This is a genomic window from Gordonia sp. YY1 (assembly GCF_009872315.1).
In the GTDB taxonomy this organism is placed as follows: domain Bacteria; phylum Actinomycetota; class Actinomycetes; order Mycobacteriales; family Mycobacteriaceae; genus Gordonia; species Gordonia amicalis.
This window is the reverse complement of sequence record NZ_WXYI01000001.1, coordinates 242,788-259,167: the sequence shown is the minus strand read 5'-3', so window position 1 is coordinate 259,167 and position 16,380 is coordinate 242,788. Positions and strand designations below refer to the sequence as shown.

Sequence of the window (16,380 nt, the reverse complement as noted above, 5' to 3'; positions counted from 1 at the left end):
CGGGTCCGACCGTGCAACAGCTGTCGCGGATCGGTTCGACCGGCGACACGATCTGCGACAGCTGCCGCGAGTCAGCTCGTCGGCGATGCGGCGGGCAGTGGATCGGGAACCTCGCCCGTGCGGATCGGACACCGCGTGTGCGAGTAGATCGTCGGCATGCAGAGGTTGCAGTGGATGCACCGCGACTTCGTCGACGGGTCCGCGGCGATCCGCAGCGGCAGGTCGGGTTCTCGCAGGACCGCGCGGCCCATCGCCATGAACTCGAAGCCCTCGGCCATCGCCATGTCCATCGACGCCCGGTCGGTGATGCCGCCGAGCAGGATCATCGGCAGGTCGACCGCCTTGCGCAGCTCGCGGGCGAGCGGCAGCAGATAGCCGTCGTGGTATTGGTAGCGCTTGAGGAAGATCGGTGCGAAAGCCTTGAGCCCGTACTTCATCGCGCCGGAGAAGGCGTCGGCGAACTCCTTGCGCGGGGCGTCGCCGTGGAACAGGTACATCGGGTTGAGCAGCGAGCTGCCCGCGGTGGGTTCGATGGCGTCGAGATGGCCGTCGGACTCCAGCAGCTGCGCCACCTGACATGCCTCGTCGACGTTGAAGCTGCTCAGCTTGGCGCGCCCCTTCGCCCGTGCCTCCGGCGAGCGCTCGATGTCGGGCTTGCCGACGCCGTCGTAGGTGTTGAGCTTCACCCAGATCGCGGCCTCGTTCCCGACCTCCTCACGCACGCTCTCGACGACCTCGCGGGCGATGCGTGCGCGGTTGGCCAGGCTCCCGCCGTAGCCGTCGCGACGATGGTTGAGCAGGGGAGACAGGAAGCTGGAGATGAGATAGTTGTGCCCGCAGTGGATCTCGAGCCCGTCGAAGCCGGAGTCGACGGCGATGCGGGCGGCCCGCCGGAACTTGACCCGCAACTCGGCGATGTCCTCGACAGATGCCTTGTGGGTCAACGACATCCCCATCGGTGCGGGGATGCGGCCCGGACCCCACGCCTTCGCGCGGTTCGACACCGAGTTGGCCACCGCGCCGGCATGGCCGAGCTGGGCGGCGGCGAGTGCGCCCTCGGAGTGGATGGCGTCGGTCAGCTTGCGCAGACCGGGCATCGCCTCGGGACGCATCCAGATCTGGTGACGGTCGGTGCGGCCTTCCGGCGAGACGGCGCAGTAGGCGACGGTGCTCATCGCGACACCGCCGGCCGCGACCTCGCGGTGGAACTCGATCAGTTCATCGGTGACGAGGGCATCGGGCGTCATGCCCTCGAAGGTGGCGCATTTGATCAGGCGGTTCCGCAGGGTGAGCGGGCCGAGCTGTGCTGGGCTGAACGGTCCGGCGTCGGGGCTGTCCACGTCGGTTCCTCTCAATCGTTGTCGGTAGCGGTTTCGGACGGGCTGGTGGCAGCAGGCGCCGACAGTCCCGCGGTGACGAACTCCGCGAGGGCGGCGACAGCCTTGGCGTCGAGCGGCTCGGTGCTGCCGAAGCGCAGGAGGATCAGCTGGAAGGCGAGTGCCCAGCGTCGGCGTGCCGCGCCGGCGGGCAGTCCGGGGATGGCGTCGAGCAGGATGTCGGCGAACGGATCCAGACCGAACCACCGGGCGGTCCAGCCGACCGTCGGGTGGTTGAGGACGAACCGTGACAGCAGCCGCAGGTGCAGGTGGCCGGTCGGATCGCCTTGGAGCTCGACGAATGGTGCGAGCAGCACGTCGACGACGTGACGCACCGAGTCGGTCTCGGGATCGATCGACGCCAGGGCGTCGGCCCAGCACGGCGCCAGCCGGGATTCGAGCAGGGCGATCGTCAGATCGTCCTTGGTTCCGAAGTGGTAGTGCACGGCCGCCGGGTTGGCGTCGGCGGCCGCGCAGATCGCGCGGACGGACACCTTGTCGTAGCCGTCGGCCAGGAAGAGCCGTTCGGCGACGGCGAGCAGGGTCTCGCGGGTACCGGCCGATCCGGCCCCGGGTGCCGCCGCATCGGTGGTCTGGGTCACAGTGGGATGAAACCACAGATCAAACAGTGTTTCAAACAGTGATTGAACCCATCGCGGTGTTACCGGCGAGTAGTGGGGACGGACTGCGACGGACCATCGACGGGACGTAGGGTGGCAGGCGTGGCTGAACACTTTCAAACAGTTGTATTGGGTGCAGGTCCAGGTGGGTACGTAGCCGCGATCCGGGCGGCTCAGCTGGGCATGAAAACCGCCGTCATCGAGGAGAAGTACTGGGGCGGTGTGTGTCTCAACGTCGGATGTATCCCGTCCAAGGCGTTGCTCCGTAATGCCGAACTCGCGCACATCTTCAATCACCAGGCCAAGACCTTCGGCATGAGTGGCGACGTGTCCTTCGACTTCGGCGCGGCGTTCGACCGCAGCCGCAAGGTCTCGGACGGCATCGTCAAGGGCGTCCACTACCTGATGAAGAAGAACAAGATCACCGAGATCGACGGTTACGGCGTGTTCACCGATGCCAAGACCATCAAGGTCGGCAATCGGGAGATCACCTTCGACAACGTCATCATCGACACCGGCTCGACCGTGAAGCTGCTGCCGGGCGTCGAACTGTCGGAGAACGTGGTCACCTACGAGACCCAGATCCTGACCCGTGAGCTGCCCGAGTCCATCGTCATCGTCGGTGCGGGCGCGATCGGTATGGAGTTCGGCTACGTGCTCGCCAACTACGGCGTCGACGTCACCATCGTCGAGTTCCTCGACCGCGTCCTGCCCAACGAGGACGCCGACTCGTCGAAGGCCGTCGCCAAGGAATACAAGAAGCTCGGCGTCAAGCTGCTGACCTCCACCAAGGTGCAGTCGGTCACCGACAACGGCGACAGCGTCACCGTCACCTACAAGGACGCGAAGGACAAGGACGGCGAGCTGACCGTCGACAAGGTCCTCATGTCCGTCGGCTTCGCCCCGCGCGTCGAGGGTTTCGGTCTGGAGAAGACCGGCGTCGAGCTCACCGACCGCGGCGCCATCGCGATCGACGACTACATGCGCACCAACGTCGACGGCATCTACGCCATCGGTGACGTCACCGCCAAGCTGCAGCTCGCCCACGTCGCCGAGGCGCAGGGCGTCGTCGCCGCCGAGACCATCGCCGGTGCCGAGACGATGACCCTGGGTGACTACCGTTTCCTCCCGCGGGCCACCTTCTGCCAGCCGCAGGTCGCGTCCTTCGGACTCACCGAGGCGCAGGCCGAGGACGAGGGTTACAACGTGAAGGCCACGACGTTCCCGTTCACCGCCAACGGAAAGGCACAGGGTCTCGGCGAGACCACCGGCTTCGCGAAGCTGGTCACCAACGCCGACACCGACGAACTTCTCGGCGGACACCTGGTGGGCGACGGCGTTTCTGAACTTCTCCCCGAGCTGACGCTGGCCCACAAATGGGATCTCACCGCCAAGGAGCTCGCACGCAACGTGCACACCCACCCGACGATGTCGGAGGCGCTGCAGGAGACGTTCCACGGCGCGATCGGGCACATGATCAATTTGTGAGCCGCGCGTCGGGTTGGTCGGCCATGGCGCGATCGGGCACATGATCAATCTGTGAGCCGCGCGTCGGGTTGGTCGGCTACGGCGCGATCGGGCACATGATCCACCTCTGGCCACCGACAACGGCTGCTGCCGGTCCCATCCCGAAAGGGGCGGGCCGGCAGCAGCCGTTGTGGTCTGTGCTGTGGGCGAGAGCCGGGCGGGTGACTATTCCCCGGACCGAGCCCCGCTGGTCTGGGTCTCGGCGGCCTTCTCGAGCTCCTCGAGGATCTGCAACGACAGGAAGGTCATCGGCCCGTCGTCCTCGAACTTGTCACTGACGTTGCCGGCGAGTCCGCCCTCGACTGCCAGGCGGCCGCACAGGTCGAGCTTGAGTTGCGGCGAACCCTCGCTGAAGTCCAGATCGGCGAGGTCGACCCACACGATATTCGGGCGGGTGGTCGATTCGTAGACGAAACGCTTGTTCGTCAGATCCGTGACCGTCTGCCAGATGGTCTGCGACGCATCCGGTTTGCCCGGGTCCGGGATGCGGAAGGGTTGCGCGGCGTTACGGATGACGCTGAAGATCGCGGCGATGCCCTCGAGCTGGGTGCCCGGCTGGGCGAGACGTTCGACGTAGTACGACGCGCGGGCGAATCGATCGGCGGCGAGGGTGGAACCTGGCAGGGGTTTGTCGCCGCCGAGTCCACGGATCTCCTTGACCAGCTCGAGCTGCTTGTCGAAGGTCGGTGAATTGGTCATCACGCGGTAGGAGGGATCGTGGTAGACCTTCGGGTGACCGTCGATGTATTCGATGATCGCCGAGTCGCCGGTGGCGTCGTCGAGCGCCAGGTGGATGGTGGGCGGGGTGCCGCCGGTCGGGTCGTCCATCTGCACCACCTGGACATCGGTTTCCGCCACCCACGCGACGGCGTCGGCGACCGTGGCGAAGTTGTCGAGGAAGTACTGCAACCAGATGGCCTGGCTGAGCGCGGTGCGCGACCCGTCGTAGGTGCCGTAGGTGGATTCGGCCAGCCAGAGCACATGTCCCGCCAGACCGGCTTCGTTGAGCCCATCGACCGAGATGATGTCGAAGGCCGCCGCGATCACACTGCCGTACTTCGACGTCCAGGTCAGCTCACCCTTGACGCCGTCGTCGCGCTTCACGCCGCGTGGTTGCTTCCACAGGTTGGTCATCAGGTCCTTGTGGAAGTCCATGTTCCGGCCGACCAGCACCGAACCGTTGGCGTCGGGCCAGATCACTCGTGTGCACATGCGTTGTCGCTGCCTAACTCATCGTGATGGGGATCGGTCTCCGAACGGACGGGGTCCGTCGCCGGTGAGCATACTCATGAGGATCTCGAATGTTCTGCCGCACAGTGAAGTCGGCGCATTCTTGTCGTCGTGTCGTCCCGCGCCGGCGCTCCGGCGCGGACTGTTCCGGTCCGCCCGGGGAGGGATCGCGCAGCGGCAGCAACAGGGCTTCCCCGATCACCCGATTGCGGCCGACTCGAGGGCGGCAATTTCGTGACATAACAAGCGGTTCGGGCGGCAAATTTGAGCAGGCGCGGATTGCTCTGACACCGATTGCGGAAGACCTGGACAGATCGGTACCGGGCACAGAAGCGGATGACGTGGGAGTTCGCCGCGATTCCGGCGTCCACCGTCGAATTCGCACGTTCCGAATGATCCGCGCGGGCCTCTCCGGGATCGAATAGCGAATGCCCGGGAAGATCGGAATTCACGGTATAACCAAACGTTATGAGCACAACCATCCTGCACAATGCTCGTCTGATCGACGGGACCGGAGCCGACCCGATCGCCGACGCGGTTGTCGTGATCGACGACGGCAAGATCACCTACGCCGGTGCGGCTGCTGGTGCCCCGCAGATCGACGAGTCGGCGAAGCCGGTGAAGGTGGATGTCGGGGGCAACACCGTCACTCCCGGATTCTTCGACTGCCATGTGCATCTCTCGCTGCCGGGCACCAAGGGCTCACCGATCTCCGCAGCGATGGTCCGGCCGTCGTACCGCTACTTCGAGCTCATCGACCGCCTCAAGACCACGATCGGCGCCGGTGTCACCACCGTGCGTGACCTCATGGGCGTCGACGTCGGCGTTCGGGACGCGGTCGCCCACGGTCTCGTCGCCGGTCCGCGACTCCTGGTCGCCGACAAGATGCTCAGCCAGACCGGTGGCCACGCCGACTTCCACATCGCGTCCGGCCTCGACGGCACCGGCCTGATCGGCGGTCTCCTCGTGGACACCGTCGACGAGGCGCGCCGCGAGGTCCGCAAGCTGTTGCGCAGCGGTGTCGACGTCGTCAAGGTCGCCTCCAGCGGCGGTGTCTCCTCTCCCAGCGACGACCCGGACTGGCTGGGTGCCCGCACCGAGATCGTCGCCGCCCTCGTCGAAGAGGCCCACAACTACGGCGGTCGCAAGGTCGCGGCTCACGCCATCGGCCTCGCCGGGATCCAGGCCGCCGTCCAGGGTGGCGCGCATTCGATCGAACACGGCTACGCCCTCACCGACGAACTGCGCGCCGAGATGGTCGAGCGCGGTCAGTACCTGGTGCCCACCCTCATCGAGACCCTCAAGCCCGACACCGCGACCCCGCAGGCGGTCGCCAAATCCGAGAAGTGGCACAACCTGGCACACGAGTCCATCGCGGCGTCGATCGAGGCCGGGATCAAGGTCGCCGTGGGCACCGACGCCGGTCTGGTCCCCGACCACGGGGCGACCCTCGGCGAGCTCGGCTGCCTGGTGAAGTTCGGTGGCATGACCCCGATGCAGGCCATCGTCGCCGGCACCCGCACCTCCGCCGAGCTCTGCGACGTCGCCGACACCCTCGGCACCCTGGAGCCGGGCAAGCTCGCCGACGTGGTCGTCGTCAAGGGCGATCCGCTCGCCGCCATCGATTCGCTGGCCGACCACGACAACATCCTCCTGGTCCTCAAGGAGGGCAAGATCGCCTCCAACCGCGGCGGATACGCACTCTGATCGATCGCGGGGAGTGAACTCGTGGAAGCGCTGAATCGCTTCCTGTGACGCATCGACGAGAGCCGGTGACCAGTTCGGTCACCGGCTCTCGTCGTATCCCGGCACTCTTTTCACGGCCGGCGGTTCGGAATGGCCGATGAATTCTTCGCACACATATCCCGTCCTTTTCCGGAATTCGGCGAGAAACGGACCTAGGAAGTGCGGACTACGCTCGGAGCGGTGAGTGTCGTCGAACGTGTCCGCGAGTGGGAGTTGCCGTGGCCGCTCGACGTTCGGGGCACTGTCGGTCATCTTCGACGGGGAGCCGGTGACCCCACGTTCGTCTACGGCAGCGACGGGTCGATCTGGCGCGCTGTACAGACCCCCGACGGCCCGGGCACCGAGACCCTGCGAATCGACGGTTCCCGAGTGCTGGGACGTGCATGGGGTCCGGGAGCCGACTGGCTGCTCGAGCAGTTGCCGGACTTCCTCGGTGCCTCCGACGACCCGCAGGCGATGACCGTGCACGACGACGTGGTCGCCGGACTCGTCCGGCGGTCGGTGGGCCTGCGCATCGGCCGGACCGACCGGGTGTGGGAGGCGCTCGTACCGGCGATCCTCGAGCAGAAGGTGGTCGGCGCCGAGGCCTTCCGCGCGTGGCGATATCTGGTGCGCCGCTTCGGCGAACCGGCGCCCGGTCCGGTACCCGACACGATGCGTGTGCCGCCGCCGCGGGCCGCGTGGGCCGACATCCCGTCGTGGGAGTGGCACCGGAGCGGCATCGAACCGGTGCGCATGCGCACGATCCGCGGCGCGACCGTGATGGACGTGGAGCGCCACCACGACCGGCTCCGGCTCCTACGGGGCGTGGGGCGCTGGACCGAGGCGGAGACGCGTGCGCGTGCGGTCGGCGACACCGATGCGGTGTCGGTCGGTGACTATCACATCCCGACACTGGTGGGCATGACCCTCATCGGCGAACCGGTCGACGACGCGGGCATGCTCGAACTGCTGGAACCCTATGCCGGACAACGGCGTCGGATCATCCGGATGGTCGAGCTGCACGGCGTCCGCCGAGAGCGGCGAGGACCGCGGATGACGGTGCGCGACTACCGGTCCTTCTGACCCGGAGCGTCAGCGTGATGCATCCGAGGGTGACGAGGGTCAGCGCGATCGCGCCGCAGTAGAGGAGTCCTCCGGTGGGACCCCACGGCGGCATGAACGCGAGTTCCTGTCCGGTGCCGAAGGTTCCGTTGAGAAAGGGCATGTACTGCTGCAGCGTATAACCGTCGGGCACCAGGCTGATCGCGTTCTCGATGACGTACGCCCAACCTAGCAGTGTCACAACGGTTCCCGCGGGGTGGCCGATGATCGCGGCGAGTCCGATGCCGATCCCGACCGCGAACACCGCGAAGACCGGCACCGCGATCAGGAAGCGTACCCCCTCCGCCGAACCGATGTCGACCCCGCTGTAGACCTTCGGGAAGAAGGTGGGCAGCATCGCCATGACCAGCGCGACCAGTGCCGCGCTACACAGGGCGGCGCCAGTGCCGTAGGCGATCCACCGGGAGACCAGACCGGTCCAGCGCCGCGGGTAGAGGTGGCGGGCGAGCTCTCCCAGCGCACCGCGCTCCGCGGTCGCCTGGGCGTAGGCGGCGACCACGGCCCAGATCATCACGGTGAAGGTGATGACCCAGTAGACCGAATTGGTCGTGGTGACCGAGGTGACCTGGATGCTGCCCGAGATCGACGCGAACCGTTCGGCGACGGTGGCGACGCCGAAAGTGATGACGAGGGGCAGAAGTACCGCTCCCGGGATCAGCCCGTAGAGCAGAATGCTGCGTGCACCGCCGACACGGGTGAGCTCGGCGCGGGTGCCGCGACGGATCTGGCCCACCACGGCCGCGAGTGTGGTGGTCATGGGGTGACTCCTGCGGGTGTCCGGCCGGCCGCCGCGGCGAGGTATGCCTCCTCGAGATCCGCATGCCCACCGATGAATTCGGTCAGCGGCGCATCGGCGGTGACATGACCGGAATCCAGGACGACGACGCGGTCGGCGGTGCGGGCCACCTCGTCGAGGTGGTGAGAGGCGATGAGCAGGCGGCGGCCGTCGTCGGCGAGGTCCCGGAGAAGGCCTCGGAGCCAACGGATGCCGTCGATGTCGAGACCGTTGACCGGCTCGTCGAGGATGAGCGTCCGGGCGTCGCCCAGGAGCGCGGTCGCGATCCCGAGCCGCTGCCGCATGCCCAGGGAGTAGTCGACGACCCGGCGGTCGGCGACGTCGGAGAGTCCGACGAGGTCGAGGACCTCGGCCACCCGGCCGGTCGGGATCCCGCCGGCCCGGGCGAGCCAGGTCAGGTGGCGCCGGGCGGTGTGTCCGGGATGGGCGCCGTCGGTGCCCAGGTGCATACCGATCACCGTCGATGGTGTGGCGAGTTCGGCGAATCGCTTGCCGTCGAAGAGGATTCGTCCCGCAGAGGGCGGGATCACACCGCAGATGGTCCGCAGTAGCGTGGTCTTTCCGGTGCCGTTGCGGCCGAGCAGATAGACGAGCTCACCGTCGTCGACATGAGTGGTGATCCCATCGAGAACGGCCTGCCCGCCCACTCGGACGGACAGGCCGTTGATGTCGAGCACGCCGATCAGCTGTTGCAGTAGATGTTCAGGCCGACGGTCTTGACGCCCTGGCACAGCGAGCTCGCCGCGAGCTTCCAGTTGCCGTCGAGCTTCTTGAACTCGATCGTCATGCGGATCGTGGGACGGCCGGCCGAGCCGCTGTTGAGCGTGGCGGTGACACTGTTGCCCTTCTGGACCAGGGGGCCGGTCACGTCGTTCCAGCCACGAGGCGCACGGAAGAGGCCGAGTGAGTACACGGTCTTCGGGACGATCACGGCGTTCATGCCGCCCTCGACGTTGGCTGCCTTGGCCTGATCCGACGCCGGCGTCTCGACCAGGAACTCGACGATGTCGTTGAGATCGGCGAGCGTGGGACGGTCGGCGGTGACCTTGAAGTTCGGCGGGAAGGTCTTGGCGGCCGAGGCGCCGCCGGTGGCCGATACGAGCCCGATGACGGCCACGAGCGTCGCGAGCGCGGCGATGGTCATCCTCCGGATGAGCTGCATGACGTGGTTCTCCTGTGTCCGGCGGTGGTCGTTCGCCAACGCCTTTGGAGTAACTTAATCCTCAAAAATGATTGAGGCAAGCCTTACCTATGTACGTGTCTCAGGGGAGGGCTGCGCCGCGTCGCACCGGGGCCAGTCGCAGCACGATCTCGCAGTTGCCGCCGGACGGATCCGGGGCGACGCTGACGGCATACTGCGAACTGAGTGCGGGGGAACTCGCGGCAAGTGCCTGCTCGATGACCCCGCGAGCGATTCCGCGGGCGACCTCGGGGTGCGTGCGGGCGATGTCCTGCAACGGGCACGAGCACAGTCGTAGTTCGTGGGAACCGAAGGCGCTCACCATGTTCGACACCTGGAAGCCCAGTTCGCCGAGGGTTTGGGCGGCGACGGTCACGGGGTCGGGCAGATCGGCGGCAGGCACGGGGTGCGCATGCTGTTCGGCCCAGAGGCGACCGGCCTCGGCGCCGGCGTGCTCGCGAGCCGCCGTCGTGCTGCCGAGCTGTCCGAGGAGATGGCCCAGCAGCGCGCCGGTGGGCGCCTGCCGGACCATCCGATAACCGACGCGGGGACGTCCGACGCCTGCGGTCGGGACCGTCGTGGTCTCGACCCGCCCCTCCTCGACAAGTTTGGCGAGGTGGAAGCGGGCCGTGGTGACATGCAGGTCGAGGCGTGCCGAGATCTCTCCGGCGACCATCGGCGCGGCCGATTCGGTGAGCAGGGCGATGATCTTGTCGCGCTGCTTGGTCGCCATGGGTTCCTCTCGATCTCGACGCGCACCGCGCGCGCCGACGCGGAGTTCAGTTCGCAGTCGGATTCTCCAACACCACCAGTGTGACCACTGCATCGGTCCGCGCTTCGAGGGCGTGCGGGATGTCGGCGTTCACGTGGATCGCGACGCCCGCCTCGAGGCGCGTCGTGTCGTCACCCACGGTGAAGTCGATCTCGCCGCTCTGACCGATGACCAGGATCGGCCGGCCCGCGCGATGGTCGGGCATCGTCTGCCCGGCGAGGAAGGACAGACGCACGACGTTGGCACCGTCGTTGCGAGAGAGCACCGAGAGGTCGGGACGGTCGCCGGCCTTGCCGGTGTTCTCGGCAAGGCCGGTGATCACGGTGGTGTCGCTCATGCCGCGACCTCCGGCTTCGTCGCGATGACCTCGATGGCAGCCAGATGCGACTTGTACTTGGTGAAGGTCGAACGCATCGCGAGCACGCGTTTGCGGGCGTCGGCGTCGCGGATGACGTTGCCGACGAACTTAAGTGCGCGGCCGAGGCCCTCGTCGGCGATCACGCGGCGCGGTTCCAGCAGCGCCATCTCGGCGAACTTGACGGTGGTGACCTCGAAGCCGGCGTCGGTCAGCAGCTTTCGCCACTCTGCCTCGGTGAGTGGTCGCGCGTTGACTTTGATCGACCGTGCCAGGGACTTGCGGATCTCGGTCTTGTCCTCGTCGGGAAGGGTGTCGGGATTGATCGCCAGCTCGTGGATCGCGTAGCGGCCGCCGGGGCGCAGCACGCGGAACGCCTCCCCGACGATCTCGGCCTTGTTGCGGTCGGACTGCATCGTCAGCATCGCCTCGCCGACGGCGACGTCGGTGCTCGCGTCGTCGAGTCCGGTGGCCGATGCGTCCCCGGCGACGACCCGACCGCGATCGCCGATGACATCCTTGGTGAGGACGACGGCATCCGGATCGTCGTCGACGCCGACGTAACTGCGTGGCGATCGCTCGAGGATCGACGTGGCGGTCTTGCCCAGGCCGGGGGCGATCTCGAGTACGTCGGCGCCGTTGATGCGGGCGTCGTCGAGCAGGCTCTCGGTGAGCTCCCGTCCACCGGGACGCAGCACTCGCTTGCCGAGCCGGGCGAGCAGCCAATGTCCCGGCATGTCCTCGGTCTTACGCCGCCCGAACGGCAGCTGATCGGCGGACGAAGTTTCGTTAGTCATACCTAACCTCCCTATTTCGAGGAGGACATTACTGTAAATCTCCTGCGGGCATAACCGGCCCCGGCTTCAGGCCCAGCACGTACTGTCCGTGGCCGGTGATGGTCTGCTCGACGTCCACCAGTCCGGCCGCACGCAGGCGGTCGACGATGGTGTGCTCATCGAAGATGTGAAAGCCGGTCAGGGCGACGACCCGTTGAACCCCGGGAAGTGACGTCAGTTCGGTCGCCACGGACGTGAACACGACGATCTCGCCGCCCGGCCTGGTGACCCGTACCAGTTCGTCGACGACGCGGAGGGGATCGGGGATGAGATAGAGGGCGGCCAGGCAGGTGACGACGTCGAAGGTGTTGTCGCCGAACGGGATCGCGTGCGCATCGGCGCGGAGGAACGCGGCACGGTCGACGGCGTTGGTGCGGGCCGCCCGCGCGAGCATCGCTGCCGAGAAGTCGATTCCGATGCAGCGGCCGTCGCCGGTCAGGCCGTCGGCGATCACGCGTGTGTAATTGCCTGGGCCACAGGCAACGTCGAGGACGAGTCGGTCGCCGGGGCGGGACAGGTATGCGCGCAGTGCGCGGTCGTAGTCCTCGGTGGCGCGCCCACCGAGACTGAACAACCGGGTGAAGGTCGGTCGCCACAGGTTCTCGTAGATCTCGGCGAATGCGGCGTTGCGCATCAGGCGCTGGCTGATCGACTCCATCGCTTCGCCGATGTCAGGTATGACGATCGCGCTGGATGCGGAGCGTGTGGATCGTCGTGGCCAGGCTGTCGTACTGGCCGACGAGCAGCGTGAACTCGATCAGCTTGCGGTCGTCGAGGTGCCGCGACAGTGCGGCCCAGGCGATGTCGGAGACGTCCTTGTCGGCGACCAGCTCGTCGACGGCGCGCAGGATGGCCCGCTCGCGGTCGCCCCAACCGGCGTCCGGGCCCTCGAGGATGCGCTCGAACTCGACGTCACCGATGCCCGCCCGGCGCCCGAGTCTGCGGTGATGGTCGAGCTCGTACTCACAACCACGCAGATGTGCGACGCGGATGATGATCATCTCGGAGTCCTTGCGTGGCAACGTCCCGAACGGCATCAACCGGCCGCTGAAATGCAGCCAGCCGCGGAACAGGCCCTTCGCCCGGCCGAGCGTCGAGAAGATGTGCGCGTCGTCGACTCCGATGACGCGGGCGGCCCCGCGCGCGAAGACGAAATTGAAACCTCCGAGTTCTCGGAGACCACCCGGTGTGACTCGCGGTGCGCTCATGGGGCCACGGTAGACTACGCCCACTATGACGAACAGCACACGGACGTTCAGAAGTGTCGAAGAACTGAAGGCCGCGATCGGCGAAGACCTCGGGTCGGGCGAGTGGCTGGAGATCACCCAGGAGCGTATCGACGCGTTCGCCGACGCCACCGGTGACCACCAGTGGATTCACACCGATCCCGAGCGCGCCAAGTCGGGGCCGTTCGGCACCACGATCGCGCACGGGTATCTGACGGTCTCCCTGCTGCCGATGATCGCCGGCCAGATCTTCTCCGTCGAGGGTCCCAAGCTCGTCCTCAACTACGGCATGAACAAGCTGCGCTTTCCGAACCCGGTGAAGGTCGGCGCCCGCATCCGGTCCAACGCCGTCATCACCTCGATCGAGGAGACCCCCAAAGGCGTGAACATGGTCGTGACCAACACGGTCGAGATCGAGGGTGAGTCCAAGCCGGCCTGTGTCGCCGAGAACCTGCGCGTGCTCGTCTACTGATCCTCGTCTGTTCGATTCGGACTCTCGCGGCGCCCGGCCTCATCCGGCCGGGCGCCGCGGGCATTCGTCGACCGCCGGCCGTCCGGCGAGTCGCATGTTCAGCCACTCGAGCGCGACCGGGAATCCCAAGAGCGCGCCGGTGATGTGTTCGCCGAAGATCTCGCGGTATGCGGCGGTCGCCCCGTATCCAGCACTGCTGGCGGTAGAGCGCTCGGGCGCCCGCTGCGGGAATCCACCACTCGTGGGTTCCGTGGTAGATCAGCAAGGGGGCCAACGATTTACGGTCGGCCATCGCGGTGATCCGGTAGATGCGTTCGGCCACCGGCGAGTGGAACGGGTCCGGGTCGCGCGACAGCAACTGCATCGGCAGGAATGTCCCCCCTGCCAGGGCCTCGGGGATGACGCAGACGTTCTTCAGCGGTGACGTGGCCAGCCAACGCGCGGGCCGGTTGGCCATCGCCAGGATCTCGGTGCGTTCGCGTGCGATGCCGAAGGTCGCGGCGTGGAACAGCCCGGTGGCCAGGTTGGCGTTCATGCTGCCGACCAGCATCCGGAAGTCGGCGGGAACCCCACCGAGTGCGGCGCCGACGATCCGGTCGGACAGTTCGGGTGAGTACTCGCCGACCAGCTTCGACGCGCCGTGCGTCGCGATCGCCCCGCCCGAGTAGCCGGCCATCGCGATCCGGCTGTGCCGCAGGATGTCCGGGCGTAGCGTCAGACCCGCGCGGATCGCGTCGAGGACGACGTGCCCCGCCAGAACGGGCTCGGCGTAGGCCATCCGCGGCCCCTGATGGTCGGGGATGAGGACCGCGTGACCGTCGTACAAGGCGAGCTGAGTGGTCGGCGGGATCAGGTCGGTGGGGTTCGTCGCGATCGAGAAGCCATGTGCCAACGTGTATCCCGGTGTACAGGCGGCTCCGAGTGAGTCGATCGGCAGGTTGTTGACCAGCAGGGGCCGTGGCCCACGGACCGCTCGTGCCGGAATCAGCAGCGTTGCCGTACCGAAGATCGGGGCGCCGACCGCGTCGGTGGTGGCGAACTTGACGAGGGTCGCCGACCGCAACGGGATGGTGACCACCGGGCTCGCGGAGGCGGTGACGTCGCGGACCGCGATCACCTGGCCTGGTTCCAGTGCCGACAGATCGGGCGGCCACCGGTCGAAGAACGGGTCGCCGGTCGGTGACGGCAACAGCGCCTCACGTAATTCCAGTGTGCGGTGGTCGAATCCGGATGCGCGCGCTCGTGGTGGGACCTCGCGGAGGCGGGGGATCGGGGGAGGTGGCACGGCCGAGTCGACGGCCTCGGCGACCGGTGGCGGGACAGGCATCATGTTCGGCGGTTCGCCGGATGCTGACCCCGGGGCCACCGTCCGCCAGGCAGCCACGAGCCCCAGGGTGATGCACACGATCAGCGCGCGCCGGCTGGTCCGGTGTCGTAGGCGATTCGCCGGTGCCGCCATCGGGTGCCTCCGCAGCTCGCGAGTGTGTCGCCTCGCTGCGGTCGAGACTAGGACAAGCGACCAGATGTCGATGCCCGCCACCCGCATGGACATTTCTTCGATACTCAACCGTGATCGCGGCCAGGGGATTTCTGCCTGAATCTGTTTGTCCCCTGCCGAAGTCCCCGCGGGCGTTTAGCATGACGGAATTCGGACCGGAATGGCGAGTTGGGCTGACCATCGGGGGTGAGCTGACCCGGGATCGCCGGTGTGGCAGGAGTGTTGGCGATGCGCTCGAAGTTCAGGTGGCGATCACGGACGCTGTGTGTGGCGGCGGCCGTCGGCGTCGCGACCGTTGGCCTGCTCGGTGGCGTGTGGGGACCGGGGCTCGGCCCGGTGGCCCGGGCCGAGCCACCGAACCTGACCGCCGTACCGTCGGCCATCCCGGGCGAGATCGACGCGGTGGTGCCCGCCCCGCCGGTCAAGAAGCTCAACCGCATCCCGCAGCGGTCGAAGATCGAGGGCGGTTCCAAGGAACTGCAGGAACTGCGTGAGGCGGTCATGCCGTCGCCGGTGGGCGATCGCTTCTTCGATCACTGGCCCGCCGACCTCGCCGCACTCGAGCCCGGCGACCTGATCGCGACTAGAGACGTGACGCAGGTGGCCGGCTTCCTCGTCACCGTGCCGCTGCGGTCGGCCCGGCAGATCAAGTTCCGCACCACCGACGCCACCGGCGGCCCGCTGTTCGGCACGGCGACCCTGTTCGTCCCGCAGAAGGCGTGGAGGGGTCCGGGGCCGCGGCCGATCCTCGTCAACAACACACCGATCGTCGCGCTGGGGACGACCTGTACACCGGGTTACACGTTCTCCCACGGGTACAACAAGGACACCAACAACACCGACCTGTTCCCGCCGCTGACCCAGCTGGCGCTCGATCGTGGTTATGCGGTGATCGTGCCCGACCACACGGGCGCCCGGATGGCCTATGCCGAACCGTATGTCGGCGCGCATGTCGTCCTCGATTCCGTCCGTGCCGCGGCGAGACTCGATCCGATCGAGTTCGGTCGTGGCCCGATCGCCATGCACGGATACTCCGGTGGTGCGATCGCCACCAACGGGGCCGCGAAACTCGCCTCCACCTACGCCCCCGATCAGGCCGGACGCTTCGTCGGCGCGGCCATCGGCGGTGTTCCGGCGGATTACCGGGTCCTGGCCGGGGCGATGAACGCCAACCTCGCATCCGGGGTTTTCCACTCCGCGATGCTGGGTGTGGCGCGGGAGCGTCCGGAGATCCTGGGGATGTCGAACCATGTCGCACGGTGGCTCGCGACCTCCGGGCTGCGCGACCTCTGCACCGGCGAGATGGGCATCCTGGGTTTCTCCCATCTGCCGACGCAGCTGCTCTCGCTCGACCCCGACCCGTTCCATTCACCGGTCGCCGACCACATCTTCGACGTCACGTCGATGTCGGGGTACCGGGCGACCATGCCCCTGTTCATCTATCAGGGGACCTACGAATGGTGGCTTCCCGCGACCCAGGCGCGTGCCCTGTTCGCCGAGCAGTGCGAACTCGGTGCGACCGCGATCTACCGCGAGTATCCGGGTGAGCACATCACGACGGTGTTCGAGGCCTTTCCCGATGTGGCCACCTGGCTCGACCGTCGATTGCAGGGAATCCCCGCCACCAACGAGTGTCGCTGAT

16 protein-coding genes and 1 pseudogene are annotated in these 16,380 nt (G+C 67.2%); 5 read left to right on the top strand and 12 right to left on the bottom strand.

What is annotated here, in order from left to right:
- Nucleotides 1-71: 71 nt before the first annotated feature.
- Together BPODLACK_RS01210 and BPODLACK_RS01205 are read right to left on the bottom strand one after the other, a co-directional pair.
- Nucleotides 72-1,340, bottom strand: coding sequence for an NADH:flavin oxidoreductase (locus tag BPODLACK_RS01210; protein ID WP_159404531.1), 1,269 nt, complete (start codon nucleotides 1,338-1,340; stop codon nucleotides 72-74).
- An 11-nt stretch (nucleotides 1,341-1,351) separates the two neighbouring features.
- Complete coding sequence (locus BPODLACK_RS01205; RefSeq protein WP_159404530.1) at nucleotides 1,352-1,978, bottom strand: TetR/AcrR family transcriptional regulator; 627 nt, start codon at nucleotides 1,976-1,978, stop codon at nucleotides 1,352-1,354.
- A 120-nt stretch (nucleotides 1,979-2,098) separates the two neighbouring features.
- On the opposite strand from BPODLACK_RS01205, the gene lpdA reads away from it, so the two are divergent.
- On the top strand, nucleotides 2,099-3,484 hold the full coding sequence (lpdA, locus tag BPODLACK_RS01200; RefSeq protein ID WP_159404529.1) for a dihydrolipoyl dehydrogenase: 1,386 nt from the start codon (nucleotides 2,099-2,101) through the stop codon (nucleotides 3,482-3,484).
- Nucleotides 3,485-3,688: 204 nt separating this feature from the next.
- On the opposite strand, the gene BPODLACK_RS01195 is transcribed toward lpdA, so the two are convergent.
- The gene (locus BPODLACK_RS01195; protein ID WP_159404528.1) at nucleotides 3,689-4,735 is read right to left on the bottom strand and encodes a linear amide C-N hydrolase; all 1,047 of its coding nucleotides are present in this window, start codon (nucleotides 4,733-4,735) and stop codon (nucleotides 3,689-3,691) included.
- Between the two features lie 486 nt (nucleotides 4,736-5,221).
- Between BPODLACK_RS01195 and BPODLACK_RS01190 the strand changes: the two genes are divergently transcribed.
- Both BPODLACK_RS01190 and BPODLACK_RS01185 read left to right on the top strand, forming a co-directional pair.
- The gene (locus BPODLACK_RS01190) at nucleotides 5,222-6,460 is read left to right on the top strand and encodes an amidohydrolase family protein (protein WP_006436822.1); all 1,239 of its coding nucleotides are present in this window, start codon (nucleotides 5,222-5,224) and stop codon (nucleotides 6,458-6,460) included.
- 219 nt (nucleotides 6,461-6,679) lie between these two features.
- Nucleotides 6,680-7,564 carry a DNA-3-methyladenine glycosylase family protein gene (locus BPODLACK_RS01185; RefSeq protein WP_040004800.1) on the top strand — a complete coding sequence of 295 codons (885 nt, stop codon included), beginning with the start codon at nucleotides 6,680-6,682 and terminating at the stop codon, nucleotides 7,562-7,564.
- Here BPODLACK_RS01185 and BPODLACK_RS01180 read toward each other — a convergent pair.
- From BPODLACK_RS01180 to BPODLACK_RS01145, 8 genes are all read right to left on the bottom strand, one after another.
- Nucleotides 7,482-8,360: a hypothetical protein gene (locus tag BPODLACK_RS01180; RefSeq protein WP_006436820.1), complete on the bottom strand. Its 879-nt coding sequence runs from the start codon at nucleotides 8,358-8,360 to the stop codon at nucleotides 7,482-7,484. The genes BPODLACK_RS01185 and BPODLACK_RS01180 overlap by 83 nt on opposite strands.
- The gene (locus BPODLACK_RS01175; RefSeq protein WP_006436819.1) at nucleotides 8,357-9,076 is read right to left on the bottom strand and encodes an ATP-binding cassette domain-containing protein; all 720 of its coding nucleotides are present in this window, start codon (nucleotides 9,074-9,076) and stop codon (nucleotides 8,357-8,359) included. The genes BPODLACK_RS01180 and BPODLACK_RS01175 overlap by 4 nt, the downstream gene beginning before the upstream one ends.
- A 5-nt stretch (nucleotides 9,077-9,081) precedes the next feature.
- Nucleotides 9,082-9,561 (bottom strand): hypothetical protein, encoded by a 480-nt coding sequence (locus tag BPODLACK_RS01170; RefSeq protein WP_006436818.1) that lies wholly within the window; start codon nucleotides 9,559-9,561, stop codon nucleotides 9,082-9,084.
- Nucleotides 9,562-9,661: 100 nt separating this feature from the next.
- Nucleotides 9,662-10,312, bottom strand: coding sequence for a helix-turn-helix transcriptional regulator (locus tag BPODLACK_RS01165; protein ID WP_006436817.1), 651 nt, complete (start codon nucleotides 10,310-10,312; stop codon nucleotides 9,662-9,664).
- Between the two features lie 46 nt (nucleotides 10,313-10,358).
- Nucleotides 10,359-10,688 (bottom strand): cupin domain-containing protein, encoded by a 330-nt coding sequence (locus BPODLACK_RS01160; protein WP_006436816.1) that lies wholly within the window; start codon nucleotides 10,686-10,688, stop codon nucleotides 10,359-10,361.
- Nucleotides 10,685-11,503, bottom strand: a complete 819-nt coding sequence (locus BPODLACK_RS01155; RefSeq protein ID WP_159404527.1) for a class I SAM-dependent methyltransferase — start codon at nucleotides 11,501-11,503, stop codon at nucleotides 10,685-10,687. The genes BPODLACK_RS01160 and BPODLACK_RS01155 overlap by 4 nt, the downstream gene beginning before the upstream one ends.
- A gap of 28 nt (nucleotides 11,504-11,531) precedes the next feature.
- Nucleotides 11,532-12,200 (bottom strand): class I SAM-dependent methyltransferase, encoded by a 669-nt coding sequence (locus tag BPODLACK_RS01150; protein ID WP_006436814.1) that lies wholly within the window; start codon nucleotides 12,198-12,200, stop codon nucleotides 11,532-11,534.
- A 13-nt stretch (nucleotides 12,201-12,213) separates the two neighbouring features.
- A complete protein-coding gene (locus BPODLACK_RS01145) occupies nucleotides 12,214-12,750 on the bottom strand; it encodes a carboxymuconolactone decarboxylase family protein (protein ID WP_006436813.1) in 537 nt (178 codons plus the stop codon).
- A 25-nt stretch (nucleotides 12,751-12,775) separates the two neighbouring features.
- Between BPODLACK_RS01145 and BPODLACK_RS01140 the strand changes: the two genes are divergently transcribed.
- Entirely contained in the window at nucleotides 12,776-13,240 is a 465-nt protein-coding gene (locus tag BPODLACK_RS01140; protein WP_006436812.1) for a MaoC family dehydratase, read from the top strand.
- A 39-nt stretch (nucleotides 13,241-13,279) separates the two neighbouring features.
- Here BPODLACK_RS01140 and BPODLACK_RS01135 read toward each other — a convergent pair.
- Nucleotides 13,280-14,570, bottom strand: a pseudogene (locus tag BPODLACK_RS01135) (lipase family protein).
- A 396-nt stretch (nucleotides 14,571-14,966) separates the two neighbouring features.
- Between BPODLACK_RS01135 and BPODLACK_RS01130 the strand changes: the two are divergent.
- Nucleotides 14,967-16,379 carry a lipase family protein gene (locus tag BPODLACK_RS01130; RefSeq protein WP_006436810.1) on the top strand — a complete coding sequence of 471 codons (1,413 nt, stop codon included), beginning with the start codon at nucleotides 14,967-14,969 and terminating at the stop codon, nucleotides 16,377-16,379.
- The last annotated feature ends 1 nt before the right edge of the window (nucleotide 16,380 follow it).